Origin of the sequence: Pseudogulbenkiania sp. MAI-1, assembly GCF_000527175.1 — a bacterium.
In the GTDB taxonomy this organism is placed as follows: Bacteria; Pseudomonadota; Gammaproteobacteria; order Burkholderiales; family Chromobacteriaceae; genus Pseudogulbenkiania.
The window spans coordinates 187,447-214,136 of record NZ_AZUR01000001.1; the positions used below are offsets into that span (position 1 = coordinate 187,447).

Annotated in this window: 25 protein-coding genes; 16 read left to right on the top strand and 9 right to left on the bottom strand. The window is 66.7% G+C overall.

Annotated features, from left to right (window positions below; translation table 11 throughout):
* Position 1: 1 nt before the first annotated feature.
* The 3 genes from bioH to PSEMAI1_RS0100795 are packed head-to-tail and all read left to right on the top strand — an operon-like array spanning position 2 to position 2,648.
* Positions 2 to 766, top strand: coding sequence for a pimeloyl-ACP methyl ester esterase BioH (bioH, locus tag PSEMAI1_RS0100785; RefSeq protein ID WP_024301029.1), 765 nt, complete (start codon positions 2 to 4; stop codon positions 764 to 766).
* Entirely contained in the window at positions 763 to 1,677 is a 915-nt protein-coding gene (bioC, locus tag PSEMAI1_RS0100790; protein ID WP_024301030.1) for a malonyl-ACP O-methyltransferase BioC, read from the top strand. Before bioH ends, bioC begins: the two co-directional genes overlap by 4 nt.
* A gap of 59 nt (positions 1,678 to 1,736) precedes the next feature.
* A complete protein-coding gene (locus tag PSEMAI1_RS0100795; protein ID WP_024301031.1) occupies positions 1,737 to 2,648 on the top strand; it encodes a patatin-like phospholipase family protein in 912 nt (303 codons plus the stop codon).
* An 80-nt stretch (positions 2,649 to 2,728) separates the two neighbouring features.
* Here the strand turns inward: PSEMAI1_RS0100795 and dinB are convergent, their stop codons facing one another.
* From dinB to PSEMAI1_RS0100815, 4 genes are all read right to left on the bottom strand, one after another.
* The gene (dinB, locus tag PSEMAI1_RS0100800) at positions 2,729 to 3,799 is read right to left on the bottom strand and encodes a DNA polymerase IV (RefSeq protein ID WP_024301032.1); all 1,071 of its coding nucleotides are present in this window, start codon (positions 3,797 to 3,799) and stop codon (positions 2,729 to 2,731) included.
* An 18-nt stretch (positions 3,800 to 3,817) separates the two neighbouring features.
* Complete coding sequence (locus tag PSEMAI1_RS0100805; RefSeq protein ID WP_024301033.1) at positions 3,818 to 4,126, bottom strand: SelT/SelW/SelH family protein; 309 nt, start codon at positions 4,124 to 4,126, stop codon at positions 3,818 to 3,820.
* Positions 4,127 to 4,401: 275 nt separating this feature from the next.
* Complete coding sequence (locus tag PSEMAI1_RS0100810) at positions 4,402 to 7,170, bottom strand: EAL domain-containing protein (protein WP_024301034.1); 2,769 nt, start codon at positions 7,168 to 7,170, stop codon at positions 4,402 to 4,404.
* Positions 7,171 to 7,444: 274 nt separating this feature from the next.
* Positions 7,445 to 7,903, bottom strand: a complete 459-nt coding sequence (locus PSEMAI1_RS0100815; protein WP_024301035.1) for a copper chaperone PCu(A)C — start codon at positions 7,901 to 7,903, stop codon at positions 7,445 to 7,447.
* Positions 7,904 to 8,048: 145 nt separating this feature from the next.
* Here PSEMAI1_RS0100815 and PSEMAI1_RS0100820 point away from each other — a divergent pair, with 145 nt between their 5' ends.
* From PSEMAI1_RS0100820 to PSEMAI1_RS0100835, 4 genes are all read left to right on the top strand, one after another.
* The gene (locus tag PSEMAI1_RS0100820; protein WP_024301036.1) at positions 8,049 to 8,696 is read left to right on the top strand and encodes a MarC family NAAT transporter; all 648 of its coding nucleotides are present in this window, start codon (positions 8,049 to 8,051) and stop codon (positions 8,694 to 8,696) included.
* Positions 8,697 to 8,785: 89 nt separating this feature from the next.
* Positions 8,786 to 9,643, top strand: coding sequence for an AraC family transcriptional regulator (locus tag PSEMAI1_RS0100825; RefSeq protein ID WP_024301037.1), 858 nt, complete (start codon positions 8,786 to 8,788; stop codon positions 9,641 to 9,643).
* A gap of 44 nt (positions 9,644 to 9,687) precedes the next feature.
* Positions 9,688 to 10,389: an AzlC family ABC transporter permease gene (locus PSEMAI1_RS0100830; protein WP_024301038.1), complete on the top strand. Its 702-nt coding sequence runs from the start codon at positions 9,688 to 9,690 to the stop codon at positions 10,387 to 10,389.
* A complete protein-coding gene (locus tag PSEMAI1_RS0100835) occupies positions 10,386 to 10,700 on the top strand; it encodes an AzlD domain-containing protein (RefSeq protein WP_024301039.1) in 315 nt (104 codons plus the stop codon). The genes PSEMAI1_RS0100830 and PSEMAI1_RS0100835 overlap by 4 nt, the downstream gene beginning before the upstream one ends.
* A gap of 4 nt (positions 10,701 to 10,704) precedes the next feature.
* On the opposite strand, the gene rodA is transcribed toward PSEMAI1_RS0100835, so the two are convergent.
* The 5 genes from rodA to PSEMAI1_RS0100860 are packed head-to-tail and all read right to left on the bottom strand — an operon-like array spanning position 10,705 to position 16,258.
* A complete protein-coding gene (gene rodA, locus PSEMAI1_RS0100840; protein ID WP_024301040.1) occupies positions 10,705 to 11,799 on the bottom strand; it encodes a rod shape-determining protein RodA in 1,095 nt (364 codons plus the stop codon).
* Positions 11,780 to 13,777: a penicillin-binding protein 2 gene (mrdA, locus tag PSEMAI1_RS0100845; RefSeq protein WP_024301041.1), complete on the bottom strand. Its 1,998-nt coding sequence runs from the start codon at positions 13,775 to 13,777 to the stop codon at positions 11,780 to 11,782. The genes rodA and mrdA overlap by 20 nt, the downstream gene beginning before the upstream one ends.
* Before the next feature lie 3 nt (positions 13,778 to 13,780).
* Positions 13,781 to 14,284 (bottom strand): rod shape-determining protein MreD, encoded by a 504-nt coding sequence (mreD, locus tag PSEMAI1_RS0100850; RefSeq protein WP_024301042.1) that lies wholly within the window; start codon positions 14,282 to 14,284, stop codon positions 13,781 to 13,783.
* 2 nt (positions 14,285 to 14,286) lie between these two features.
* A complete protein-coding gene (gene mreC / locus PSEMAI1_RS0100855) occupies positions 14,287 to 15,171 on the bottom strand; it encodes a rod shape-determining protein MreC (protein ID WP_024301043.1) in 885 nt (294 codons plus the stop codon).
* A gap of 43 nt (positions 15,172 to 15,214) precedes the next feature.
* Positions 15,215 to 16,258: a rod shape-determining protein gene (locus tag PSEMAI1_RS0100860; RefSeq protein WP_024301044.1), complete on the bottom strand. Its 1,044-nt coding sequence runs from the start codon at positions 16,256 to 16,258 to the stop codon at positions 15,215 to 15,217.
* 216 nt (positions 16,259 to 16,474) lie between these two features.
* Between PSEMAI1_RS0100860 and gatC the strand changes: the two genes are divergently transcribed.
* The 9 genes from gatC (at position 16,475) to murF (ending at position 26,689) form a co-directional block, all read left to right on the top strand.
* A complete protein-coding gene (gatC, locus tag PSEMAI1_RS0100865; RefSeq protein ID WP_024301045.1) occupies positions 16,475 to 16,762 on the top strand; it encodes an Asp-tRNA(Asn)/Glu-tRNA(Gln) amidotransferase subunit GatC in 288 nt (95 codons plus the stop codon).
* Positions 16,763 to 16,976: 214 nt separating this feature from the next.
* Positions 16,977 to 18,473, top strand: coding sequence for an Asp-tRNA(Asn)/Glu-tRNA(Gln) amidotransferase subunit GatA (gene gatA / locus PSEMAI1_RS0100870; RefSeq protein ID WP_024301046.1), 1,497 nt, complete (start codon positions 16,977 to 16,979; stop codon positions 18,471 to 18,473).
* Positions 18,474 to 18,539: 66 nt separating this feature from the next.
* The gene (gene gatB, locus PSEMAI1_RS0100875) at positions 18,540 to 19,967 is read left to right on the top strand and encodes an Asp-tRNA(Asn)/Glu-tRNA(Gln) amidotransferase subunit GatB (RefSeq protein WP_024301047.1); all 1,428 of its coding nucleotides are present in this window, start codon (positions 18,540 to 18,542) and stop codon (positions 19,965 to 19,967) included.
* A gap of 464 nt (positions 19,968 to 20,431) precedes the next feature.
* Positions 20,432 to 20,878 (top strand): division/cell wall cluster transcriptional repressor MraZ, encoded by a 447-nt coding sequence (mraZ, locus tag PSEMAI1_RS0100880; RefSeq protein WP_024301048.1) that lies wholly within the window; start codon positions 20,432 to 20,434, stop codon positions 20,876 to 20,878.
* Positions 20,875 to 21,837 carry a 16S rRNA (cytosine(1402)-N(4))-methyltransferase RsmH gene (rsmH, locus tag PSEMAI1_RS0100885; protein WP_024301049.1) on the top strand — a complete coding sequence of 321 codons (963 nt, stop codon included), beginning with the start codon at positions 20,875 to 20,877 and terminating at the stop codon, positions 21,835 to 21,837. Before mraZ ends, rsmH begins: the two co-directional genes overlap by 4 nt.
* Positions 21,834 to 22,106 carry a cell division protein FtsL gene (ftsL, locus tag PSEMAI1_RS0100890; RefSeq protein ID WP_024301050.1) on the top strand — a complete coding sequence of 91 codons (273 nt, stop codon included), beginning with the start codon at positions 21,834 to 21,836 and terminating at the stop codon, positions 22,104 to 22,106. Before rsmH ends, ftsL begins: the two co-directional genes overlap by 4 nt.
* Positions 22,106 to 23,854 (top strand): penicillin-binding protein 2, encoded by a 1,749-nt coding sequence (locus PSEMAI1_RS0100895; RefSeq protein WP_024301051.1) that lies wholly within the window; start codon positions 22,106 to 22,108, stop codon positions 23,852 to 23,854. Before ftsL ends, PSEMAI1_RS0100895 begins: the two co-directional genes overlap by 1 nt.
* A complete protein-coding gene (locus tag PSEMAI1_RS0100900; protein WP_024301052.1) occupies positions 23,851 to 25,344 on the top strand; it encodes a UDP-N-acetylmuramoyl-L-alanyl-D-glutamate--2,6-diaminopimelate ligase in 1,494 nt (497 codons plus the stop codon). Before PSEMAI1_RS0100895 ends, PSEMAI1_RS0100900 begins: the two co-directional genes overlap by 4 nt.
* Positions 25,328 to 26,689 carry a UDP-N-acetylmuramoyl-tripeptide--D-alanyl-D-alanine ligase gene (gene murF / locus PSEMAI1_RS0100905; protein ID WP_029770873.1) on the top strand — a complete coding sequence of 454 codons (1,362 nt, stop codon included), beginning with the start codon at positions 25,328 to 25,330 and terminating at the stop codon, positions 26,687 to 26,689. Before PSEMAI1_RS0100900 ends, murF begins: the two co-directional genes overlap by 17 nt.
* Position 26,690 lies beyond the last annotated feature (1 nt).

Below are 26,690 nucleotides of genomic sequence, written 5' to 3' on the forward strand. Positions count from 1 at the left end.
CATGAGTCTGTACATCGAATCGCTCGGGCGCGGCCCGGACGTCGTCATGCTGCATGGCTGGGGCCTGCACGGCGGCGTGTTCAGCCGGGTGGCCGAGCGTCTGGCCGGCCGCTACTGCCTGCACCTGGTCGACCTGCCCGGCCATGGCGCCTCCGCCAGCCGTCATCCCTTCGACGCCGACGACATCGCCGACCTGCTGGCGGCGCAGTTCCCCTGGCCGGCGCACGTGGTCGGCTGGTCCTTGGGCGGGCTGCTGGCCCAGCACTGGGCGGCGCGCCATCCGGCGCAGGTGAAAAGCCTGGCGCTGATCGCCAGCAGCCCGCGCTTCGTCAAGCAGGACGGCTGGCCGCACGCGCAGGAGAGGAAGGCCATCGAAGGCGTCGGCGCCAGCCTCGACAGCGCCTTCGAGCTGACCCTGGAGCGCTTCCTGGCGCTGCAGATGCTGGGCGCCCCCGGCGCGCGCGAGACGCTCAAGGCGCTGCGCGAGGAGCTGTTCGCCCACGGCCGCCCGCAGGGCCTGCTGCCGGCGCTGGAACTGCTGCTGATGGCCGATGCGCGCGCGCTGGCGCCCGCCATCCACTGCCCGGTCGGGCTGTTCTTCGGCGCCAAGGACGCCATCACCCCGATCGGCGCCGGGCGCTGGCTGGCCGAGACGCTGGCCGACGCCACCCTTTACGAATTCCCGCAGGCTTCGCATGCGCCCTTCCTGTCGCACGAGGAAGAGTTCGTGGCAAAGCTTGCCGCCCACCTGGACCAACACGCATGAGTGAAGCGTTTTATACCGACAAGTCCCGCGTGCGCGCCGCCTTCGAGCGCGCCGCGTCGAGCTACGACTCGGCCGCGGTGCTGCAGCGCGAGGTGTCGGACCGCATGGCCGCCCGCCTCGACTACATCAAGTTCAGCCCCAAGGTGATCCTCGACGCCGGCAGCGGCACCGGCTACGGGGCGGCCGAGCTGCGCCGCCGTTATCCCGAGGCGCGCGTGATCGAACTCGACCTCGCCGCCCCCATGCTGCAGGCCTCGCGCGAGAAGCAGCAGGCGGGAGGGGGCTTTTTGGGCAAGCTGTTCAAGCGCGCCCAGCCGTGGCAGTTGTGCGCCGACATCGAGTGTCTGCCGCTGGCCGACGCCAGCGTCGACATGATCTGGTCCAACCTGGCGATCCAGTGGGTCAACATCCCGGACGGCGTGTTCGCCGAGTTCCAGCGCGTGCTCAAGCCGGAAGGCATGCTGATGTTCTCGACCTTGGGCCCGGACACGCTGCAGGAACTGCGCGAGGCTTTTGCCGGGGTGGACGGCGCCACCCACGTCAACCAGTTCATCGACATGCACGATCTGGGCGACGCGCTGCTCAAGAGCGGCTTCGCCGAGCCGGTGATGGACATGGACAAGATCGTGCTGACCTACCCGCGCGTGCGCGACGTGATGCAGGATCTGAAGGCCATCGGCGCGCACAACGCCACCGCCGGGCGCGGGCGCGGGCTGATGGGCAAGCACGCCTGGCAGAAGGTTGAGGCGGCCTATGAACTGCGCCGCCAGCATGGCGCGCTGCCGGCCACCTACGAGGTCGTCTACGGTCACGCCTGGAAGGGCGAGCCGAAGAAAAAGGCCAATCTGCTGCCGGATGGCCGCCAGGTGATCGAATTCATGAAACCCGGTGCGCGTCCGGGCGTCAAATAGGGCGGTCTCTGCATTGTCGGGCGGCTTTGCCGCCCGTTTGTTTTGATATGAGGTAAAGCATGATTGCTCGTCGTACCCTGTCCCGACTCGCGCCGCTCGTGGCGCTGCTGACCCTGAGCGCGTGTACCGCGTTGGGGCCGGCCAAGCCCGAGGTCGCCGTGCCGGCCAAGCCGCTGCCCAAGCCCAAGGTGGCGCTCGCGCTGGGCGGCGGTGCCGCCAAGGGCTTCGCCCATATCGGCGTGATCAAGGTGCTCGAATCGCACGGCATCGTGCCGGACATCGTCACCGGCACCAGCGCCGGCAGCGTGGTCGGCAGCCTGTACGCCGCCGGCTACAACGGCCTGCAGTTGCAGAGCATCGCGATCAAGCTGGACGAGAGCAACCTGACCGACCTGACGCTGTCCACCAGCGGTTTCATCAAGGGCGAGAAGCTGGCCGCCTTCGTCAACCAGGCGGTGGGTAACCGCCCGATCGACAAGCTGTCCAGACCGTTCGGGGCGGTGGCCACCGAACTGGACAGCGGCCAGCGCGTGGTGTTCCGCCAGGGCAACACCGGCCAGGCGGTGCGCGCCTCGGCCAGTATCCCCAATGTGTTCCAGCCGGTTCAGATCAATGGCAAGCGTTACGTCGACGGCGGCCTGGTCAGCCCGGTGCCGGTCAGCGCGGCGCGCGAGATGGGGGCCAACTTCGTCATCGCGGTGGACATTTCCGCCCGGCCGCGCGCCGGTTCGGCCACCGGCTTCCTGTCGATCTTCGACCAGAGCATCAACATCATGAACGTCACCGCGCTGGCGCAGGAACTGAAGCAGGCCGACGTGGTGATCCGCCCGCAAGTGCAGAACATGGGCTCGACCTCGTTCGACGAGCGCCACCAGGCCATCCTGGAGGGGGAAAGAGTGGCGCAGCAGGCGCTGCCGCTGATCCAGAAGCTGATGCAGCAGAAGGCCGTGGCCATGGCGGCCGCCAAGTAAGGCGTAGCGCGCTCTTTTGCGCCTGGCGGGAGCGGGAGGCGCAACGGCCAGCCTTCCTCAACCGTTGAGCGCGGAGACGGTCAGTCGTCGTCGAACAGCGCCAGCTGGCGCCCCTTGACGGCCTCCTCCTCGTGCAGCCGTACGCCTATCCCCAAGAGCCGTACCGGCTGCGCCCCGCGCGCGTGGCCGACCTGCAGCAGCGCCGCCAGCACGTCGGCATTGAGCTGCTGGCCGGCCTGTTCCACCGTGGTCTGGCTGAAGTCGGCGAACTTGATCTTGACGCTCAGCCCGCGGAACGCCGGCTGACCGGCGCGCTCCAGCCGGTGCGTGAGCCGTGCCATCAGTTCCGGCAGCTTGGCCAGGCAGGCGGCGAGGTCGGGCAGGTCGGCCGGGTAGGTTTCTTCCACGCTGATCGACTTGCGCAGGCGCTCGACGCTGACCGGGCGCGGGTCGATGCCGCGCGCCAGCGCGTGCAGGCGCTCGCCGAAGCGGCCGAAGTGGCGTACCAGCTCGGCCAGCTCCCAGTGCCGCAATTCCTCGCAGTGTTTAATTCCCAGAGTATGCAGCCGGGCGGCGGTGACCGCGCCGACACCGGGAATCTTCTCCACCGGCAGGGCACGGACGAAGGCGTCGACGTCCTCGGGGCGGATCACGAACTGGCCGTCCGGCTTGTTCCAGTCGCTGGCGACTTTGGCCAGGAACTTGTTGGGGGCGATGCCGGCCGAGGCGGTGATGCCGACCTCGTCGCGGATGCGGCGGCGGATCGCCTCGGCCATCAGCGAGGCGCTGCCCTGGCAGTGCGGCTGGCCGCTGACGTCGAGGTAGGCTTCGTCCAGCGACAGCGGCTCGATGAGCTCGGTGAAGTCGTGGTAGATCGCCAGGATCTGCTGGCTCGCCGCCTTGTAGCGGGTGAAGTCGGGGGGCACGATCAACAGCGACGGGCACAGGGTGAGGGCGCGCGCCGCGGACATCGCCGAGCGCACGCCGTAGCGCCGTGCCAGGTAGTTGCAGGTGGCGATGACGCCGCGGCTGTCGGGGCGGCCGCCCACCGCCAGCGGGATGTCGCGCCAGGCCGGCTGGTCGCGCATCTCGACCGAGGCGAAGAAGCAGTCGCAGTCGACGTGGATGATCTTGCGTTGCGGCAGGGCCATGCGGCGGCCAACCTGGTGTCAGAGCGGCGGGGTCGGCGCGGCGTCGCTGTGGCCGAGCGATTTGTCCGGCGCGACGCGGTCGCGCACCCGCTGCTTCAGTTCCTTGATGTCGGGGAAGCCACCGTCGTCCTTGCGGTCCCACAGCGGCTCACCGTCAAGCGTGATGCGGAACACGCCGCCGGAGCCCGGCTGGAGCGCCACTTCGGCCAGTTCCTTCTCGAAGGTGGTCAGCAGTTCCTGGGCCATCCAGGCGGCGCGCAGCAGCCAGCGGCAGCCGGTACAGTACTGGATGGCGAGACGGGGGCGTTGGTCTGGGGTGATCGTCATGAGGGCGTATCGAAGTGATTGAATACGCCGTACAGCATAGCGGAAAGCTGTCTGCTTAGGAGGGAAAGCCGCCGGTCCCGTGAGTCGCTTTATTGTATGACGGGCCTTCCGGCCCGCTCCTCCATCTTAGACTTCTGTCGGGTGCAAACTTGACGCTGCGGTGTATTTCGGGACCGGCGGATCTGATTCCCACGGCGAGTGTGCCCATGAATGGGGCATCGGTAAAGCGAAAAGGCCCTTGGACTTTTTTTGCTGCACCGCAATGTGTCACATAACTACAACGGGGACGGCGTTTGCTGGCTGCTCGGCAGCGCCGCCGGCACGACGCTGTGCGCCAGGTAGCGGCTCATGGCGTGCTGCTCCAGCGGTTTGCTCAGATGATAGCCCTGCGCGTAGTCGCAGCCGATCTCGCTGAGGAAGGCCAGCTGCCGTTCACTCTCGATGCCCTCGCCGGTGACCACGGCGCCGAGCGAATGGCCCATCGCCACGATCATGCGCACGATGGCGGCGTCCTGGTGGTTGTCCGGCACCTGATCGAGGAACTGCTTGTCGATCTTGATTTTTTCGGCCGGGAAGCGGCGCAGGTAGCTGAACGAGGCGTAGCCGGTGCCGAAGTCGTCGATCGCCAGGCTGACGCCCAGCGCCTTGAGCCGCCGGATGTTCTCTTCGATGCTGCCCGACTGGCGCAATGCCAGGGTCTCGGTGACCTCCAGCTCCAGCGCCGAGGGCGGCAGGTGGGCGGTGGCCAGGATGCTCGCCACCAGGTCGGCGAAGTGGGGGTCTTCCAGCTGCAGCAGCGAAACGTTGACCGAAATGGTGAACGCCGGGTGTGCCTCCTGCCGCCACTTGGCGGTCTGCCGACAGGCTTCGCGCAGCACCCACTCCCCCAGCGGCACGATCACGCCGCTGTCTTCGGCCAGGGGAATGAATTCGCCGGGGGAGATGAAGCCGTGCTGCGGGTGGTGCCAGCGCAGGAGCGCCTCGGCGCCGCGCGTACGCCGCGTTTTCAGGTCGTGGTAGGGCTGATAGCACAGGAACAGGTGACGCGTGCCGATGGCCTGGCGCAACTCGTTGATCAGCAGGTGGCGCCGGTGCCAGTCGGAGCTCATGTCCTCGTGGAAGCGGACCCAGCCGCCCTGGATCGAGCCGCGCGAGATCTGCATCGCCAGCTCGGCATGTTCCAGCAGGCGCAACGGCTCCTTGCTGTCCAGCGGTGACAGCGCCAGGCCGGCGCTGACGCGCACCCCGATCAACTGACCGCCGATGTCGACCGGCAGGTTGAGCGTCTCGCTGATGGCGTTGACGCGGCGGTTGATGCCGCTCTCGTCCTTGCCGAACAGGATCAGACAGAAGCGGTTTTCCGCCACGCGCGCCACCAGTTCGCCCGGTTCGGCCAGGCGCACCAGGCGCTCGCACAGCAGCAGGATGACCTGGTCGCCGGTATCGTGGCCGTACAGCTCGTTGAGGTTGGGCATGCCGTCCAGCGCCAGGATCAGGCAGCCGAAGGTCGGCGCCTCGCTGCGGTTCATCGCCAGCTCGTCGAGCTGCATCAGCAGCCGGGCCCGGTTGGGCAGCCCGGTGAAGCGGTCGTAGTAGGCATGGCGGTGCAGTTCGCCCTCGGCCTGCAGCCGGGCGCCCGATTCCATCATCAGCGCCACCACGTCGGCGCTGGAACAGACAAAGTTGATCTCGTCCGGCTGCCAGCTCCCGCGGTGCTTGCGGTCTTCCACGCAGATCACGCCGTAGTGGCTGCCGGCCAGCGTGACGGCGGCGTCCAGCATCGAGCGGATGGTGTGTTCCAGCAGGTAGTCTTCCATGCGGGCCAGGCGAGGGTCGGTGGTGGCGTCGCTGGCGCTGAGGTAGCGCTCCTGGTGCAAGGCGGTGAAGTAGTCGGGATGGTCGGCGAAGTGCAGCAGGGTGCCGGAGAAGTGGTGGCCGGCGTCGCGGTCGACGCCGATCAGGCATTCCAGCGCCTGGTGATCCGCTTGGTAGCGCCAGACGCTGACGCGGGAAGCGTCCAGGGTGGCGGCCAGTTTCTGGCACAGCCGCTTCAGATAGGCGTCGAGCGCTTCGTCCTTGTCTTCCCGCTCGGCCACCAGTTCGCGCAGCACCTGCCCCTGGCTGATCAGCCGTGCGGTGGTGCGCTGGTGGCGCAAGGTCAGTTGCCGCGATACCCGCAACAGCAGTAGCGCGATGACCGCCAGCACCGACAGCAGGAGCAGGGCCCGCGGCAACAGGGCGGCCTGCAGATGATCGCCGGGCAGTCGTTGTTGCCAGGTGAGGTAAGCCTGCGGTCGTTGCTCGAGTCCTGCCAGGGGAATCGCCGGCGTGCGGGTTGGGGGGATGGCAAAATCCAGCTGCAATTGTTCGAGGCGCAGGTCGCCGGAGATGTCCTCCAGCAGCGCCGGGTCGATGTCCTTGGCGAACAGCAGATAGCGCGTCGGTAGCGTGCTACGCGGCTCCTCGTTCTCCGGCACGATGCGCTGCATGACCAGCATCAAGAGGCGCGGCTCTTTCTGGTGGGTAAGCGGGTTGGTGGCGGTGTCCCGGACGAAGGTGGTGGGGTAGCCTTCGCTGCCGCGGGGTTCGAAGCGGTTGGTCAGCTGCACCAGGCGTTGCCATTGGGCCGCACTGAACGGCAGCGGCTGGCTCGGCGTTTCCTCGATGGCACCGTTGCGCACGGCGTACAGTGGCTGGCCTTGGGCGTCGGTGATCACGCCGAGCTGGATGTCGAGGGTGCGGTAGATCGAACCGGTGAGGTTGGTGCGCAGCCATACGGTATCGAGAGTGGAGGCGCTGACCGCACGGTACATGTCGTCCCAGGCGTTGTATTCGGTCAGGTTGTGGCCCAGCGTATTGCGTTGTTTGAGCAGGTTGCGCTGCAGCAGTTCGCCGGTCAGCTGGACATGGCTCTGATCGCTTTGTGCGATGGTGCTTTCCAGCAGGCGCCAGGTGCCGAACAGGCCCAGGACCATGAGCAGCGTCATCAGCAGGGTGGGATGGCCCAGACCGTGTGCCAGGCGCATCAGCAGGCGTTGCAGCATGGATATCCACTTTTTATGTGTAAGCACATGTGAATAATAAGTCGCTTTTATTTAACTGGAAAGGCGGTTTTTGCCCGTAGGCCTGCTACTTGCACGTCAATGTCATGAGTAAAAGACAGACTTTAGCATTTTGGCCTGTGTGGGATGAGCAGGGAGAGGGGGGTAGAGAGTATGTGCCGCCGATAGCGGCGAGTCGGCGGCCAGGGAGGGGGGGACATATGCCGTGTGAGGGCGGGAAGGGGCGGCGTTTTTCGTCGGTAACCGCCCTGTGCGTTCAGGGGGAGGGCATCATGCCTTCCTCGATCTTGACTTCGACTTCGACCGTGCCGGCGCGGGAGAAGCGCAGCGTGAGCGGGAAGCGCTCGCCGGCCTTGAGCGGGGCGGTCAGTCCCATCAGCATGATGTGGAGTCCGCCGGGCGCCAGCGTGATGGTTTGGCCGGGCGGCAGCTCGATGCCTTCGGTCACCGCGCGCATGCGCATCACACCCTTGTCGTTGAGGTGCTGGTGCAGCTCGGCGCTGGCGGCGCGCGGGGTGCTGACCGCGAGCAGGCGGTCGGCGGTCTTGCCTTGGTTGTCGAGTTTCAGGTAGACCGCGCCGCTGCTCATCATGGCCGGCATGGCGCGGCTCCACGGGTGGCCGATGCGCAGCGAGCCCAGCACGTAATGGTGGGCCAGCGCAGGCAGGGCAAGCAGGATGAGGAACAGGGCGGACAGGGGGCGGGCGAGTTTCATGTCTTTCGTATTGTCGAGGGTAAATGGCGGAACCGTAGCATAGTGTGGCCCGGCGGTGCTGCGACAGATTGCCGCAGCACCGTATCCGCTGGCAAGCCGCCGCCGAGGCGGTAGAATATCGGCCCGATATTGCCGGCCGCATTCCATGCTGAAAGCCTTGTACCTGCAGTTCCTGTTCGGTGGCCTGATCAGTCTGATCACCATCACCAACCCGCTGTCGAAGATTCCGCTGTTCATCACGCTGACCCGCGACATGAGCGAGGAGCGGCGGGCCCACCAGGCGCGTCGCGCCTGCCTGTTCGCCGCCGGCATCATGCTGGTGTCGCTGCTGGGCGGCAACCTGATCATGTCGCTGTTCGGCATTTCCTACGGCGCGCTGCGCATCGCCGGCGGCTTCGTGGTGGCGGTGCTGGGCTACCGCATGCTGTTCCTGTCGCAGGACCCAGGCATGGCGCCCAAACTGCAGGACGGCAAGGAGGATTACGCCTTCTTCCCGCTGGCGATGCCGGGCATCAGCGGTCCGGGGACGATCGCCGTGGTGATCGGCATCGCTACCGAGATCGCCGAACTGCGCGGCTACGGCACCAAGGCGCTGGCGCTGGGGATGACAATGCTCGCCATCGCCCTGACCTGCATCGGCACCTGGCTGGTGTTGCGCTCGTCGACCCTGATCTCGGAGAAGCTGGGCCGTTCCGGACGCGAGGTGATGACGCGCTTGATGGGCTTTTTGCTGATCTGCGTCGGCGTGCAGTTCATCGGCTCTGGGGTGCGCACCTTCCTCGCCGGGTCGTGATCTGGCGGCCGCTGCCCGCCCGCTGCCGCCCCGGCCAAAAACCGGGCAGAATAGAGGGTCTCGCTTCCCTCCAGGGTCGCCATCGCGCCATGTCTCCTCCTGCCGAATATTCCCGCCTTTTCCGCGCCGACGACATCGCGCCCTTGGAGTGTCTGGACGCGCATTACGTCACCTACGCTTTTGCCCCGCACCTGCACGAGGACTACGTGATCGGCATGGTGTCCGCAGGGGTGGAGCGCTACCGCTACCGCGGCACCTGGCACTATGCCACGCCCGGTACGCTGGCGCTGCTCAACCCGGGCGAGGTGCACACCGGCGAGGCGGTGGAGGCGGAAGGCTGGCGCTACCGGGTGTTCTACGCCGCGCCGGCGATGCTTGACCGGGTCGCCGCGGAAGTCTCCGGTCAGCCCGACGCACGCGCCTGGTTCGATGCTCGCCGCTCGGTAATCGACGATCCGGAGTTGGCCGGTCAACTGGCCGCACTGCATGCCGGCCTTGCCGACAGCACGGACCGGCTGGCGCGGCAGAGCGGGCTCTATCAGGCCTTTGCTACCCTGGTGGCGCGCCATATGGCGGTGCGCCCGGCGCCGCTGTTGCTGCACCGTCCGGCACTCGACACCGCGCGCCAGTTGCTGGCCGATCGTTTGGCCGACAACCTGTCGCTGGACGAACTGGCCGGCGCCAGCGGCCTGTCGCCCTACCACCTGAGCCGCAGCTTCGCCGTTGCCTTCGGCCTGCCGCCGGTGGCCTGGCGCAACCAGCTCCGGGTGGCGCGGGCGCGCACGCTGCTGGCGCGTGGCGGCCGGCCGGCGGAGGTCGCCACCGAGCTGGGCTTCGCCGACCAGGCCCATCTGACGCGCGCCTTCCGCCTCGCGCTCGGGGTGACGCCGGCCGCCTACCAGCGCGCCGTCGGCGCAAGATCGTTCAAGACGGGTGATGGCTGCTGAGCCAGACTGGCGTACCCACCACTTTTCTTGAGTAACCCGCTTCGATGAAACCTTCCGCTCTCGTTCTGGCGGGCGCCCGCGACAGCCTGCCGATGCTGATCGGCGCCGCACCCTTCGGCGTGATCTTCGGCACGCTGGCGGTCGGCGCCGGCCTGTCGGCCGGTGCCGCGCTGGCGATGTCGGCCTTCGTCTTCGCCGGCTCCTCGCAGTTCGTCGCAGTCAGCCTGATCGGCGCCGGCGCGGCGCTGCCAGTGATCTGGCTCACCACCTTCGTCGTCAACCTGCGCCATGCGCTGTACAGCGCCACGCTCTTGCCCTACGCGCGCGACTGGAGCGCGCGCTGGCGCTGGCCGCTGGCGTTCTGGCTGACCGACGAGACCTTCGCCGTGGTCGAGCACCGCTTCCGCCGCCAGGGGGCGTCCGGCGGCCAGTGGTACCAGCTCGGCTCCTCGCTGGCGATGTACCTCAACTGGCTGCTGTGGAGCGCGTTGGGCGTGTCGCTCGGCAAGGCGGTGCCGGGTCTGGCCGATTGGGGACTCGATTTCGCCATGGTGGCGACCTTCACCGCCATCGTCGCGCCGCAGTTGAAGAAGCGCCCGGCACTGGCGGCGGCCGTGGCGGCCGGGGCGGTGGCGCTGTTGGCGCGCGGCCTGCCCTACAAGCTCGACCTGATGCTGGCGGCACTGGCCGGGGTGATGGTCGGCATGGCATGCGAAAGCCTTGCCGACAGGAGGGTGACGGCATGACGATCTGGCTAACCATCGCCGGCATGGCGCTGTTGACCGTGCTGATCCGCGCCAGTTTCCTGGTGTTCGGCCACCGCCTGAGTTTCCCGGTCTGGCTCAACCGGGCCTTGCACTACGTCCCCGCGGCGGTGCTGACCGCCCTGGTGGTGCCGATGGCGCTGGCGCCGCAGGGCACGCTCGACGTCTCGCCGGCCAACCCCTACCTGATCGGCACGCTGGTGGCCGGACTGGTGGCGCTGCTGACCCGGCACACGCTGCTCGCCATCGTGGTCAGCTTTGCCGTGTACGGCGCGTTGCGCTGGCTCGGTTGACGCCTCAGCGCCGCATGTTGCCGATGCTCATCAGCATGCCGAGGCCGAGCATCAGCGTCAGGGTGGCGGTGCCGCCGTACGACACCAGGGGCAGTGGCACGCCGACCACCGGCAGAATGCCGGCCACCATGCCCATGTTGACGAAGGCGTAGACGAAGAACGACATGGTGATTGCCCCGCCCATCAGCCGCCCGTACAGAGTCTGCGCGCGCGCGCTGATCATCAGCCCGCGGCTGACGATCAGCAGGTAGAGCGCTACCAGGATGAGGTTGCCGACCAGGCCGAACTCCTCCGAGTACACCGCGAAGATGAAGTCGGTGGTGCGCTCCGGGATGTAGTCGAGGTGGGTCTGGGTGCCGTTGAGCCAGCCTTTGCCGAACGGCCCGCCCGAGCCGATCGCGATCATCGACTGGATGATGTGGTAGCCGGCGCCGAGCGGGTCTTCCATCGGGTCGATCAGCGTCAGCACGCGCTTGCGCTGGTAGTCGTGCATCAGGTTCCACACCACCGGCAGGCTGGCGGCGAACGCCACCGCGCCGCCGATCAGCACTTTCCACGACAACCCGGCGAAGTACAGCACGAAGAAACCCGCGCCCATGATCAGCGTGGCGGTGCCGAGGTCGGGCTGCTTGAGCACCAGCCAGCCGGGAATGACGATCAGCACCACGGCGACCAGATAGTGCCACCAGCGCAGGCTCAGCTCGAAGCGCTGGAAGAACCACGCCACCATCATCGGCAACGCGATCTTCATGATTTCCGACGGCTGGATGCGGGTGATGCCCAGTTCCAGCCAGCGCGTCGAGCCGTTGACGGTCACCCCCTTGAAGTGCACCGCCAACAGCAGCAGCACCCCCACGGCATAGATCGGCGGCGCGAAGTTCATGATCGACTGCGGGCGCATGCGCGCCGCGCCCCACATCACGACGAGGCCCAACAGGGTGTAGACCAGCTTGTTGTCGATCTTCTCGAAGCTCTGGTTCGAGGCCGAGTACAGCACCAGCATGCTGAGTACGAACAGCAGGCCGAGAAACAGCATCATCCAGCCGTCCAGCGGCTCGCGCACGAACTGCCAGAGGCGTTTAAGGAGCGGGGGTTGCATCGTGGCTCTCCTGCTCTTCGGCAGCGCGTTCGGCCTGCGCCCGGGCGATCTCTTCCGCGCTGCGGGTTTCCGTTTTCACCGTCTGCAACTGGCCGGAGAGATCGGCCGGCACCTTGCCGGTGAGGTAAAAATCGGTCACGGCGCGGGCGATCGGCGCGGCGGCGGCCGCACCGAAACCGGCGTTCTCGACGATCACCGCCAGCGCGATCTTCGGCGCCTCGACCGGCGCGAAGGCGACGAACCAGGAGTGGTCGCGGTAGCGCTCGGCGATGGCGGCGGCGTTGTACTTGGCGCCCTGCTTGATCTGCACCACCTGGGCGGTGCCGGTCTTGCCGGCCATGGTGTAGGGCAGGTTGACGCCGATGCGCGCCGCGGTGCCACCCGGCTGCAGCACCATCTGCATGCCGTGCTTGACGTAGTCGAAATGGGCCGCTTTGAACGGCAGGCGGCGGGTGGGACTGGCGCCGATCAAGGCTTCCTTGCCACGCTGCGGGTCCACCACCTTCTGTACCAGGTGCGGCTTGAACATGGTGCCGTCGTTGGCCAGCGTCGCGACGCCGTTGGCCAGCTGCAGCGGGGTGTAGGCGTTGAAGCCCTGGCCGATGCCGATGCTGACCACGTCGGCGGGGTACCAGCGGCGCACTTCCGGCCGGTACTTGGCGAAGCGCCTGGCTTTCCATTCCTTGGACGGCAGCACGCCGGCGGCCTCGCCATCGAGGTCGATGCCGGTCTTGCTGCCCAGCCCGAACTGGCCGATCAGCGGATGGATGCGGTCGATGCCCATGTCCCAGGCCAGCTTGTAGAAGAAGGTATCGCTGGAGACCTGAATCGCCTTGGCCAGATTGGCCATGCCGTTGCCGCGCGGGTTGGAGTCGCGGAACTGGTGGCTGGAGCCGGGCAGGGTGAAGTAGCCGGGCGCCGGGCGGACGTCGTTGGGGCCGATCGAACCGGCTTCCAGCGCCGCCATCGCCATGAACGGTTTGAAGGTCGAGCCGGGCGGGTAGAGGCCGCGCAAGGCGCGGTTGACCAGCGGCTTCTCCCAATCCTCGTTCAGTTCCTTCCAGGTCTGGCTGTCGATGCCGTCGATGAACAGCGAGGGGTCGAAGCCGGGCTTGGACAGGAAGGCCAGCACGCCGCCGTCGCGCGGGTCGATCGCCACCAGTGCGCCGCGGCGCTTGCCGAACAGCTTGTCGGCGATCTCCTGCAGGCGGATGTCGAGCGCCAGGTGCAGGCTCCGGCCGTTGACGGGGGGAGTGCGGCGCAGCGTGCGGATGGCGCGTCCACCGGCGTCGGTTTCCATCTCCTCGAAGCCGACCGTGCCGTGCAGCTCGTCCTCGTAGGTGTATTCCAGCCCGGTCTTGCCGATATAGGTGGTGCCGCGGTAGTTGGTGGTCTTGTTCTCTTCTTCCAGCCGCTCCACGTCGCGGGTGTTGATGCGGCCGATGTAGCCCAGCACGTGGCTGGTCAATTCCTTGAACGGGTAGTCGCGGAACAGCCGCGCCTTGACCTCGACGCCGGGGAAGCGCCAGGCGTGCGCCGCCATGCGCGCCGCCTCTTCCTCGGAGAGTTTGGTCTTGAGCGGGATCGCCTCGAAGCTGCGCGTCTCCGCCCGCAGTTTCTTGAACAGCTTGAGGTCGCGTGGCGTGATGTTGACCAGTGTGCCGAGCTCGGCGATGGTGGCGTCGAGATCGTCGATCTTGCTGAGCGTCAGTTCCAGCGTGTAGGCCGAATAGTTCTGCGCCAGGATCACGCCGTTGCGGTCGACGATCAGCCCGCGGCTGGGCAGGATGGGCACCAGCGAGATGCGGTTGTTCTGGGCCAGCGTGGAAAAATGCTCATGCTGCATCACCTGCAGCCAGACGAAACGGCTGACCAAGAGCAGGAACAGCAGCACCATGATGGCGTAGGCGACGATCAGCCGGAGCTGGAACTGGCTCTCTTCCGCCTGGGCGTTCTTGAAACGGGTGGGTCGGGACATACTTCAGACCGAATGCTGCCGGTACGGCAGCAACAGCAGCTTGGTCAGCAAGGGCCACAACAGCGCGGCGATCAGCGGCGGCAGGAAATAGCCCCAACCGACGAAGGCAGCGCCGCTGACCATGCGCACCGCCACCATGATGGCCTGGTTGGCCAGCATCAGACCGAGCACTGCCAGCGCCTGCTGGCCGAGGTTGAACATCACCAACTGGCGCTGCTGGCGCAGCGCCAGGTAGCTGGTGATCGAGTAGGCCAGCGCATGTTGACCGAACAGCCCGGCGGTGGCCACATCGGCCACCAGGCCGAGCAGGAAGGCACTGCCGATATTGATGCGGCGCGGCTGATTGATCACCCAGTACAGCAGCAACAGTCCGATCAGGTCGGGCAGCCAGCGGGTGGAGCCGGCCGGCAGCGGAATCAGCTCGGCCAGCACGGCGATGACGAAGGTCAGGTAGATGAAGCGGCGCTTGACCGGCTTCAACAATTCTTTGGGACGCTCAAACGGCATGGTTACTCCGTACTGCGGGGCGGCTGGGCGTCAGGGGCGGGGGGGCGCGGCGGCACGTGCTGCTTCGGGTTCAGCACCAGCACGAAACGGCTCTGCTGCACCCCGGCGATGACGCTGGTGGTGAGCCGGGCGAAGGTCGCGCCGGTGTTGCGCTCGATCTTGCCGATGCGGGCCACCGGCAGGCCGGCCGGGTACAGGTCGTCGATGCCGGAGGTCACCAGCAGATCCTTCTCCTGTACGTCGGCGTGGCTCGGCAGGTAGCGCACTTCCACTCCGCCGCCGTAGCCGTACAGGATGGCGCGCGCGCCGGTGCGCTCGATCATCACCGGCACCATGTGGTTTTTGTCGATGATCAGCGTCACCTCGGCAGTCAGCGGCTGCACCCGCGTCACCTGGCCGATCAGCCCCTGGCTGTCGATCACCGGCTGGCCCGGGCGGATCTGTGCGTCCTCGCCCTTGTCGATGATCAGCTTGTAGGAGAACGGGTCGCGCCCGGTATAGAGCACTTCGGCCAGTTGGCCGCCCTCGGCGCGCGACGACTTGAGCTCGTTGAGCTGGCGCAACTCGCGGTACTCGCGCTCGACGGTGGCCAGCCGCGCAAGCTGGGCCGACATCCGCAGGCGCTGGCTTTTCAGCGCGTCGTTCTCGCTCTTGAGCTCAGCCTGCGCGGTGAAGAAGTCGATGGCGTGGCGCGCGCCGGCAAACGGCACGTTGACCGCGCGCTGCACCGGGTAGAGCGCCACCGACAGCGCCTCGCGGATGTGTTCCAGCAGACCGAAACGGCTATCGCCGATCAACAGCGCGATCGACAGCAGCGCGCACAGCGCGAGGCGGACCGCGGGGTGCGGGCCCTGGCGGATGAAGCTGGGGTTGTTGGCAAAATCCATCTGGCAGGGCGTCCGGCCGGTTCAGGCCGGACGCGGATCCGGTTCAGGGTACGTTGGTGAAGATGGTGCCGATCTTGTCCATCTTTTCCAGTGCCTTGCCCGAGCCGCGCACCACGCAGGTCAGCGGCTCTTCGGCGACGATCACCGGCAGGCCGGTTTCCTCGGCCAGCAGGCGGTCGATGTCCTTCAAGAGCGCGCCGCCGCCGGTCAGCACCATGCCCTTGTCGGCGATGTCGGCGCCCAGTTCCGGCGGAGTCTGCTCCAGCGCGATCTTCACGGCCGAGACGATCTGGTTCAGGGGCTCGGTCAGCGCCTCGAGGATTTCGTTGGACGATACGGTGAAGGCGCGCGGAATGCCTTCGGCCAGGTTGCGGCCCTTGACTTCCATCTCCTTCACCTCGGCGCCGGGGAAGGCCGAGCCGATGGTCTTCTTGATCTCTTCGGCGGTGGTCTCACCGATCAGCATGCCGTAGTTGCGGCGGATGTAGTTGATGATGGCTTCGTCGAACTTGTCGCCGCCGACGCGCACCGAGTTGGAGTACACCACGCCGCCCAGGGAGATCACGCCCACTTCGGTGGTGCCGCCGCCGATGTCCACCACCATCGAACCGGTCGGCTCTTCCACCGGCAGGCCGGCGCCGATCGCCGCGGCCATCGGCTCCTCGATCAGCTCGACGCGGCGCGCGCCGGCCGCCAGCGCCGAATCCTTGATGGCGCGGCGCTCGACCTGGGTCGAGCCGCACGGCACGCAAATCACGATGCGCGGGCTGGCCGAGAAGAAGCGGCTCGGCGTCACTTTCTTGATGAACTGCTTGAGCATCTGCTCGGTCACGGTGAAGTCGGCGATCACGCCGTCCTTCATCGGGCGGATGGCCTGGATCGAGCCCGGGGTGCGGCCCAGCATGCGCTTGGCCTCGAGACCGACGGCCAGGATCGATTTCTTGTTGGTCGGGGCGTCGCTGTGAATCGCCACCACCGACGGTTCGTCCAGCACGATGCCCTTGCTGCGCATGTAGATCAGGGTGTTGGCGGTGCCAAGGTCGATGGCGAGATCGTTCGAAAAGTATCCGGTGAGGGAACGAAACATGGGTGGTCCTGGTTCAGTGTTCGTGTTGTCGGGACGAGCCCGCAATGACGTTAATGGCCGTGCTGTGGCCGGCTTCCCCCGGCCGCCGGAAGGACGGAAACAACCGTCAAAATACCCCCGGCATGGCCCTGTGGCGAAGCGCCGAATCTTGGGTGAATCAAACAGTCTATGATACCCTATCAGCCTTGAATTATTAAAGATTTTAACGAGGACACCATGTCGCTGACGCATCAGGATGTCGCGCGAATCGCCAAGCTGGCCCGCATCGCCGTAACCGACGAAGAAATCGTCGAAGTCGGCGCGCAACTCAACAATATTTTCGGCCTGATCGAACAGATGCAGGCCGTCGATACCGACGGCATCGAGCCGATGGCGCACCCGCAGGACGTGAGCCTGCGTCTGCGCGACGACGTGGTGACCGAATCGGATCGCCGTGCCGCCTTCCAGGCCATCGCCCCGCAGGTCGACAACGGCCTGTTCCTCGTGCCCAAAGTCATCGAATAGTTCCAAAAAGCATTGGGAACGAGAACGCGAAGGCAAGTTGAGCGGGGCCGCAGACAGTACAGCTAGTACGGCAAGGGCTCGCACAACGCCGCCGACAAAGTTATCGTTTCCAAGGCGAATTGGAATAACCAGAGATTGATTCCGGCGAGGTTGGTTCCCGGCGCGCGTGCGCTTTTCGGTCAACCTGCCGAGCTTATCCGGATTTTACGACACCATGATTAACGCCACCCTCAAGGCGCTGTCGCAGCAACTGGCGGCAAAAGCCGTGTCCAGCGAAGAACTCGCCGGCCTGTACCTCGACCGCATCGCGGCGCTCAACCCGGCGCTCAACGCCTTCATCACCGTCGACCGCGACAAGACCCTGGCCGAGGCGCGCGCCGCCGACGCCCTGCGCGCCGCCGGCCAGGCCGGCCCGCTGGCCGGCGTGCCGATCGCGCACAAGGACATCTTCTGCCAGCAAGGCTGGAAGACCAGCTGCGGCTCGAAGATGCTCGACAACTTCGTCTCGCCCTACGATGCCCACGTCATCGAGCAGTGCCGCGCCGCCGGCCTGGTGACGCTCGGCCGCACCAATATGGACGAATTCGCCATGGGCTCGTCCAACGAGAACAGCTTCTACGGCCCGGTGAAGAACCCGTGGGACCTGAACGCGATTCCGGGCGGCAGCTCCGGCGGCTCCGCCGCGGCGGTGGCGGCGCGCCTCGCCCCGGCGGCCACCGGCACCGACACCGGCGGCTCGATCCGTCAGCCGGCCTCGCACTGCGGCGTAACCGGCATCAAGCCGACCTACGGCGTGGTATCGCGCTACGGCATGGTGGCCTACGCCTCCTCGCTCGACCAGGGCGGCCCGCTGGCGCAGACCGCCGAAGACTGCGCGCTGCTGCTCAACGTGATGGCGGGCTTCGATCCGCGCGATTCGACCAGCCTCGAGCGCGCCAAGGAAGACTACACCCGTGACCTGGACAAGCCGCTCTCCGGGCTGAGAATCGGCCTGCCGCGCGAGTACTTCGCCGAGGGGTTGTCCGAAGACGTCGCCGGCGTGGTCGATGGCGCCGTCGCCGAACTGAAGAAGCTGGGCGCCACCGTGGTGGAGATCAGCCTGCCCAATACCCAGCTCTCCATCCCGGCCTACTACGTGATCGCCCCGGCCGAAGCCTCGACCAACCTCAGCCGCTACGACGGCGTGCGCTACGGCCACCGCGCCGCCGAGTACAAGGACCTGGTCGACATGTACGAGAAGACCCGCGCCGAGGGTTTCGGCGCCGAGGTCAAGCGCCGCATCATGGTCGGCACCTACGTGCTGTCCCACGGCTACTACGACGCCTACTACCTCAAGGCACAGAAGATCCGCCGCCTGATCGCCAACGACTTCAAGGCGGCGTTCGAGCAGTGCGACGTGATCCTGGGGCCGGTGGCGCCGACCGCGGCGTTCAATCTCGGCGAGAAGTCCGGCGACCCGGTGCAGATGTACCTGTCCGACATCTACACGCTGTCGGTCAACCTGGCTGGCCTGCCCGGCATGAGCGTGCCGGCCGGTTTCGCCGCCAACGGCCGTCCGGTGGGTCTGCAGATCATCGGTAACTACTTCAGCGAAGCCAAGATGCTGAACGTGGCGCACCAGTTCCAGCAGGCGACCGACTGGCATACAAAAATGCCGAATGAACTTGCTGATCTGTCAGAGAAGCCCCCTAAGAAAAGGGTCTTTAAATAATTAGCTGGCAGCTAGCTCTTCAAGAATCGGGGCAGCTACCGCTTTGCAATAAAGGATTTTCCGACTATGAAATGGGAAGTCGTGATCGGTCTCGAGGTGCATGTGCAGCTCAACACCGCATCGAAAATTTTCTCCGGCGCCTCCACCGCCTTCGGCGCGGCGCCCAACACCCAGGCCTCGGCGGTCGAGCTGGCCTTTCCCGGCGTGCTGCCGGTGCTCAACCGCGCCGCGGTCGACAAGGCGATCCGCCTCGGTCTGGCGCTCGACGCCACGATCAACCAGAAGAACGTGTTCGCGCGCAAGAACTACTTCTACCCCGATCTCCCCAAGGGCTACCAGATCAGCCAGATGGAGCTGCCGATCGTCGAACACGGCAAGCTCGCGATCCAGGTCGGCGACCAGGAGAAGGTGATCCGCGTCACCCGTGCCCACCTCGAGGAAGACGCCGGCAAGAGCCTGCACGAAGACTTCCACGGCATGACCGGCATCGACCTGAACCGTGCCGGCACACCACTGTTGGAAGTGGTGTCCGAGCCCGACATGCGCTCGGCCGACGAGGCGGTGGCCTACGCCCGCGCGCTGCACACCCTGGTGACCTGGCTCGGCATCTGCGACGGCAACATGCAGGAAGGCAGCTTCCGCGTCGATGCCAACGTCTCGGTGCGCCCGGAGGGCCAGGCCGAGTTCGGCACCCGCCGCGAGATCAAGAACCTCAACTCCTTCCGCTTCCTGCAGCAGGCGATCGAGTACGAGATCCAGTGGCAGATCGACACGCTGGAAGACGGCGGCAGGGTGGTGCAGGCCACCGTGCTGTTCGACCCCGAGACCGGCGAGACGCGCATGATGCGCAGCAAGGAAGACGCGCACGACTACCGCTACTTCCCCGATCCGGACCTGTTGCCGATGCGCATCGACAGCGCGCAGATCGAGGCCATCCGCGCCGAGATGCCGGAACTGCCGGGTCAGATGAAGGCGCGCTTCGTCGCCGAATACGGCGTATCCGGCTACGACGCCAGCCTGTTGACTGGTTCGCGCGCGCTGGCGGCCTACTTCGAGACCGTGGCCAAGGCCTCCGGCCAGGGCAAGCTCGCCGCCAACTGGGTCAACGGCGAGATCGCCGCGCGCCTGAACCGCGACGGCAAGGAGATCGGCGACTGCCCGATCGCCGCCGAACGGTTGTCCGGGCTGATCGTGCGCATCGCCGACGGCACCCTGTCCTCCAAGCTCGCCAAGCAGGTGTTCGAGGCGATGTGGGACAGCGAACTCACCGCCGATGCCATCATCGAGCGCGACGGCCTGAAGCAAGTGTCCGACGTCGGTGCCATCGAGAAGATGGTGGACGAGGCCATCGCCGCCAACCCCAAGGCGGTGGAAGAGTTCCGCGCCGGCAAGGAAAAGGCGCTCAACGCCTTGGCCGGCCAGGTGATGAAGGCGTCCAAGGGCAAGGCCAATCCGGCCCAGGTGCAGGAGATCCTCAAGCAGAAATTGGCCTGACGTCTCGGGCTGTAGGGCTAAAGTAGGTCTAAAGTTGATTCGCTCGCCTTCCAGAGAGCCCGGCCAAGCCGGGCCTCTCCGTCTGAGTAGTTGATTCTGCAGGCTGTTCATTGACTCCCCGTCCTTCGCACGCAGTCCGCCCTTGTTCTGCAAGGGAGCCCCGCTTCGCTCGCTAGGGTTTGTCGTCAATCCGAGGTGGCATGCCAAGGCATGTCGCCGTATTTTTTTTGCCGTTCGCGGCTGTTGTATTCCCCTTTTTCACAGCCTACTTTCAACGCTTTTTTTAAGCTGCTGATTTAATAGGGTTATTCTGCGTAAGGTCTTTCTAAGCCCTTGTCTTAAAAGGAGGTTGTGTTCCGTCTCAGGTTGACCCTATGACGCTTCTTTCTTATAGTGGCGAAAAGTGGGGTGAAGTGGGTAAAAGTGGGGCGCACACCCCGAACCAGAGGCTTAATGTCCAAATCATGATTGGTGGCGTCAACGTCGTTTCGCTCGATAGCAAGGGGCGTCTGGCCATTCCGGCCCGGCACCGCGAGACGCTGCTGTCCAATTTCGGCTCCAAGCTGGTCGTGACGCTGGAAGCGCGCGACCATCTGCTGCTCTACCCCGAGCCCAACTGGCGGCCTGTCGAGGCCAGGCTGCTGGCGTTGCCCTCCGGCAATCCCCTGCTCAAGCGTTACCAGAAGCTGGTGCTGGGCCATGCCGAACTGCTCGACATGGACGGCGCCGGCCGCATCCTGCTGTCGCCGCGCCTGCGTGCTCTGGTCAAGCTCGACAAGGACGTGGCCCTGGTGGGCATGGGCAACCGTTTCGAACTGTGGGATGCCGCGGACTGGGATGCCCAGACCAACGACGCCCTCGACATCGACCCCGCCGAACTGTCTCAGCATCTCGGAGATTTCACGTTGTGAGTGCCCCCGTTTTTACGCACCAGACGGTGCTGCTTAGCGAAGCTGTGGCCGCGCTCGCCGTCCGCCCGGACGGCGTGTACGTCGACTGCACCTTCGGCCGCGGTGGGCACAGCCGCCTCATCCTGTCGCAGTTGGGGCCGGCTGGCCGGCTCATCGCCTTCGACAAGGACCCGGAGGCGATCGCCGTCGGCGAGCGGCTGGCCGCCGAAGACTCGCGTTTCACGCTGGTGCACGAAGGCTTCGAAACCTTGGCGCGCGAACTGGACCGGCTCGGCGTCGAACGCGTCGACGGTGTGCTGATGGATCTGGGCGTCTCGTCGCCACAGATCGACGACGCCCGGCGCGGCTTCAGCTTCCGATTCGACGCCCCGCTCGACATGCGCATGGATACCAGCCGCGGCCTGACCGCGGCGGAATGGCTGGCCACGGCCGCCGAAGAAGAAATCAGGGAGGTCATCAAGACTTATGGTGAAGAGCGGTTTGCTCGCAAGATCGCAGCAGCCATTGTTGCGCAACGGGAGCTCGCTCCCCTGCAGACGACGCGTCAGCTCGCCCAGCTCGTTGGGCAGAACGTCCGTACTCGCGAACCGGGTCAAGACCCCGCGACGCGGACTTTCCAGGCCATCCGCATCTACATCAACCGTGAACTGGAAGAGCTGAAGGCCGTCCTGCCGCAGGCCGCGCAACGGCTGGCCGAGGGCGGCCGTCTCGCCGTGATCAGCTTCCATTCGCTGGAAGACCGCATCGTCAAGAACTTCATCCGCGACGCCAGCAGCGACGCCAAGCTGCCCTCCTGGGTGATGGTGCGCAGTGCCGACCTGCCCGAGCCGCCGTTGCGCACCGTCGGCAAGCCGGTGCGCGCCGGCGACGAAGAAGTCGCCGCCAACCCGCGCTCGCGCAGCGCCATCATGCGCGTGGCCGAGCGCACCGCCGGTGCCTGGCGCGAGGAGGCGGTGTGAACAAGCTCAACTCCATCTTGCTGGGCATCTTGGTGCTGTGCGCGTGGTCCGTGGTGACCTCGCAGCATGTGTCGCGCCAGTTGTACAGCAATCTGGAGCGTGAGCAGAAGTCGGCCAAGCAGCTGGAGGTGGAGTACGGCCAGCTGCTGCTGGAGCAGAGTACCTGGGGCGCGCACGCGCTGATCGAAAAAACTGCCACCGTGCGGCTTGGCATGCAGACGCCGGATCAGCGCCAGGTCCAGGTGGTCACGCCAGTGGGAGGAACGTGATGCGCGTCTACTCGATGCACCAGCGTGCCCCGAAAGCCAGCCCCGCCCTGCGCATGACGCCAGGGCGTGTGCGTTTGGTGCTGCTGGCGCTGGCGGCACTGTTCCTGGCCCTGATCGGCCGGGCGGTCTACCTGCAGGTGGCGCAGCAGGACTTCCTGCAGAACCAGGGCGAGGCGCGTTTCCGCCGGGCCATGGTGCTGGAGGCCAACCGCGGGGTGATCACCGACCGCAACGGCGAGCCGCTGGCGATCAGCTCGCCGGTACAGACCATCTGGGCGAGTCCGGCCGACATGGAGCCGGTGCCGCCGGCCAAGCTGCGCGAACTGGCGCAGCTGTTGGAACTGGGGCCGGCGGAGCTGGACGGCAAGCTGTCCGACCGCAAGCGCGAGTTCGTCTATCTCAAGCGCCAGATCAGCCCGGAACTGGCCGACAAGGTGATGGCGCTGGGCATTCCCGGCATCGCCAAGCAGCAGGAATTCCGCCGTTTCTACCCGGCCGGCGAGAGCATGGCCCAATTGATCGGTTTCACCGGCGTCGACGGCCGCGGCCAGGAAGGGCTGGAGCTGGCGCGCGAGAAGATGCTGGCCGGCAAGAGCGGGCGGCGCGTGGTGCTGAAGGACCGGCGCGGCCACATCATCGAGGACGTGGCGGCCATCGAGTACCCGAAAGACGGCCAGACCCTGAACCTGGCGATCGACCAGCGCATCCAGTATCTCGCCTACCGTGAACTGGCGGCGGCGGTGGAGGTCAATAAGGCCAAGGCCGGCAGCGTGGTGGTGCTGGACGGCAAGAGCGGCGAGCTGTTGGCGCTGGCCAACGTGCCGTCGTTCAACCCGAACAGCCGCAAGGAGCTGGACCCGGAACGCCGCCGCAACCGGGCCGTGATCGACATGTTCGAGCCGGGTTCGACCATGAAACCGTTCCCGGTCGCCATGGCGCTCGACGCCGGCAAGGTCAATCCGAACATGGTGTTCGATACCAGTCCGTACATGATCGGGCCGGCGCGGGTGCGGGATTCGCACCCCAAGCCCGCCATGACGCTCACCGAGGTGATCCAGAAGTCGTCCAACGTCGGCGCTTCCAAGGTGGCGCTGATGTTCTCCCCGGAACAGATGTGGTCGTTCTACGACCAGGTCGGTTTCGGTCGCAGCGTGCATGCCGGTTTTCCGGGCGAAGTGGCCGGCCGCTTGCGCGGCTGGCAGGGCTGGCGTCCGATCGAGCAGGCCACCATGTCGTTCGGTTACGGCGTGTCGGTCAGCCTGCTGCAGATGGCGCGCGCCTACACCATCTTCACCAACGACGGCGCCCTGCTGCCGGTGTCGCTGACCCGGCTCTCCACGCCGTTGCCGGCCAAGCAGATCATCTCTCCGGAGGCGGCGCGCAAGATGCGCGAGATGCTGATGACGGTGACCCAGACCGGCGGCACCGCCACGCGGGCGCAGGTGTTGGGCTACCACGTCGGCGGCAAGAGCGGCACGGCGCGCAAGCTGGTCAACGGCGGCTATCAGGCCGACAAGCACCGTGGCCTGTTCATCGGTTTCGCGCCGGCGACCAAGCCGCGCCTGATCGTGGCGGTGATGATCGACGAGCCCGGCGCCGGCAGCTACTACGGCGGTTCGGTGGCCGGTCCGGCCTTCTCCAACATCATGGCGGGGTCGCTGCGCATCCTGGGGGTCGAGCCCGACGCTCCCTCCAACAATTCATTGCTTCCGGTCAATCAGGTACCGGAGATACGAGAAGAGACATGAAGAGTCTGTTGACCCCGCTGCCGGACTGGGATCCGGCCGAGCTCGACACCCTGGGGCTGCCGCTCAAGCGCGTCGAGACGGACAGTCGCCGTGTGTTGCCGGGCGACGTGTTCCTGGCCTGCCGCGGCGAGTATGCCGACGGCCGCCAGTTCATCCCGATGGCGCTCGCCAACGGCGCCGCGGCGGTGCTGTGGGATCCGGCCGACGGCTTTAACTGGAATCCGGCCTGGCAGGTGCCCAACCTCGCGGTGCCGCAGCTGCGCGCGCGCGCCGGCATCGTCGCCAGCCACGCCTACGGCCATCCGAGCCGCACCATGACGGTGATCGGCATCACCGGCACCAACGGCAAGACCTCGATTTCGCACTGGCTGGCGCAGGCGTTTTCGCTGCTAGCGCGCAAGGCGGCGCTGATCGGTACCGTCGGCAACGGTTTCTACGGTGCCTTGACCGACACCACCCACACCACGCCGGACCCGGTGACGGTGCAGCAGAAGCTGGCCGAGTACAAGCGCCAGGGCGCCGACGTGGTGACCATGGAAGTGTCCTCGCACGGCCTCGACCAGTTCCGCGTCAACGGCGTGAGCTTCGCCACGGCGGTGTTCACCAACCTGACGCGCGATCACCTCGACTACCACGGTTCGATGGAAGAGTACGGCGCCTCCAAGGCGCGGCTGTTCCACTGGGAGGGGCTGCGCCACGCCGTGATCAACGCCGACGACGCGTTCGGCCGCGAACTGGCCGCCGGCATCGACCGCCAGCGCACCTTGACCGTGACTTACGGCCTGGAACAGGGCGATGTGCGTCCGCTGAGCCTGTCGGCCAACCTCGACGGCCTGCAGATGACGGTGACCACGCCCTGGGGCGAGGCGGAACTGCGCAGCGCCCTCTTGGGCCGCTTCAACGCCGCCAACCTGCTCGCCTGTCTTGCCACGCTGTGCGTCAACGGCGTGGCGCTGAAGGATGCGGCGGGGGTGCTGTCGCGCATCCAGCCGGCGCGCGGGCGCATGCAGCGCCTGGGCGGCGGTCACGAGCCGCTGGTGGTGATCGACTACGCCCACACCCCGGACGCGCTGGACAAGGCGCTGGCCACGCTGGCCGAAATCCGCCCGGCCGGCAGCCGGCTCTACTGCGTGTTCGGCTGCGGCGGCGACCGCGACAAGGGCAAGCGCCCGATGATGGGCGCCATCGCCGCACGCATCGCCGACGTGGCGGTGGTGACCAGCGACAACCCGCGCAGCGAGGACCCGCTGGCCATCATCGCCGACATCCGCGCCGGCATGGGCGAGTCCGGCCACGTCGAAGCCGACCGTGCCGCCGCCATCCGTTGGGCGATCGCGGCGGCGCGCGCCGGCGACATCGTGCTGGTGGCCGGCAAGGGGCACGAGGAATACCAGGACATCCGCGGCGTGAAGCAGCCGTTCTCGGATTTCCGCGTCGCCGAAGAGGCGCTCATTGCCTGGAGCGAGGTGCACGATGCTGATGCTGTCTGACGCCGCTCGTCTCGCCGGCGGCGAATTCGCCGGCACCGACGCCGAGGTGCTCCGCGTGATCACCGACAGCCGCGCGGTGCAGCCGGGCGATCTGTTCGTGGCGCTCAAGGGCGAGCATTTCGACGCCCACGATTTCGTCGCCGAGGTGCTGGCCAAGGGGGCGGCTGGTGCGGTGGTGCGCCAGGACTTTGCACTGCCCGGCGCGGCGCTGGTCAAGGTGGACGATACCCGGCTGGCGCTGGGCCGGCTCGCCGCCGGCTGGCGCGCGCGCTTCGACCTGCCATTGGTCGGCATCACCGGCTCCAACGGCAAGACCACGGTCAAGGAGATGCTGACGGCGATTCTCGCCGCCCATGCCGGGCGCGACACGGTGCTCGCCACCGCCGGCAACTTCAACAACGACATCGGTCTGCCGCTGACGCTGCTCGGGTTGAACGCCAGCCATCGCTACGCGGTGATCGAGATGGGCATGAATCATTTCGGCGAGATCCGCTACCTCACCGGGCTGGCCCGGCCGCGCGTGGCGCTGGTCAACAACGCGCTGCGCGCCCATCTGGGCGGCGGCTTCTCCGGTGTGGCCGACATCGCCCGCGCCAAGAGCGAGATCTTCGAAGGTCTGGCCGACGACGGCGTGGCGGTGATCAACGCCGACGACCCCAATGCCGCCATCTTCCGGGCGGCGGCCGGCGCGCATCGTCAGCTCAGCTTCGGTCTGGGCGAAGCCGACGTGAACGCGTGCGACGTGGAGTTGTCCGACGTGACCGCCCGGTTCACCCTGCGTGCGCCGCAGGGCGAGGTGGCGGTCGAGCTGCCGGCGCCGGGCGAGCACAACGTGCGCAACGCACTGGCTGCCGCGACCGCCGCACTGGCGCTGGAGGTGCCGCTGGCGACCATCGCCGCCGGGCTGGCCGGCTTTGCCGGCGTCAAGGGGCGCTTGCAGCGCAAGCGTGCCGCCAACGGCGCGACGCTGATCGACGACACCTACAACGCCAACCCGGATTCGATGAAGGCCGGCATCGACGTGCTGCTCAAGGCCGCCGCGCCGCGCTGGTTCGTGATGGGCGACATCGGCGAACTGGGCGAGACCGCCGACCTGCTGCACGCCGAGGTCGGCGCCTACGCCCGGGAACGCGGGCTCGACGCCCTGCTCACGCTGGGTGAGCGGAGCCGCCACGCCACGGCCGCCTTCGGCGCCGGGGCAAACCATTTCGACACGCTGGATGCGCTGCTCGCTTACCTCGACAGCCATCTGCCGGCGGAGGCCACCGTGCTCGTCAAGGGCTCGCGCTTCATGCGCATGGAACGGGTGGTCGAGCATCTGACCGGACAACGACAAGAACATTAAA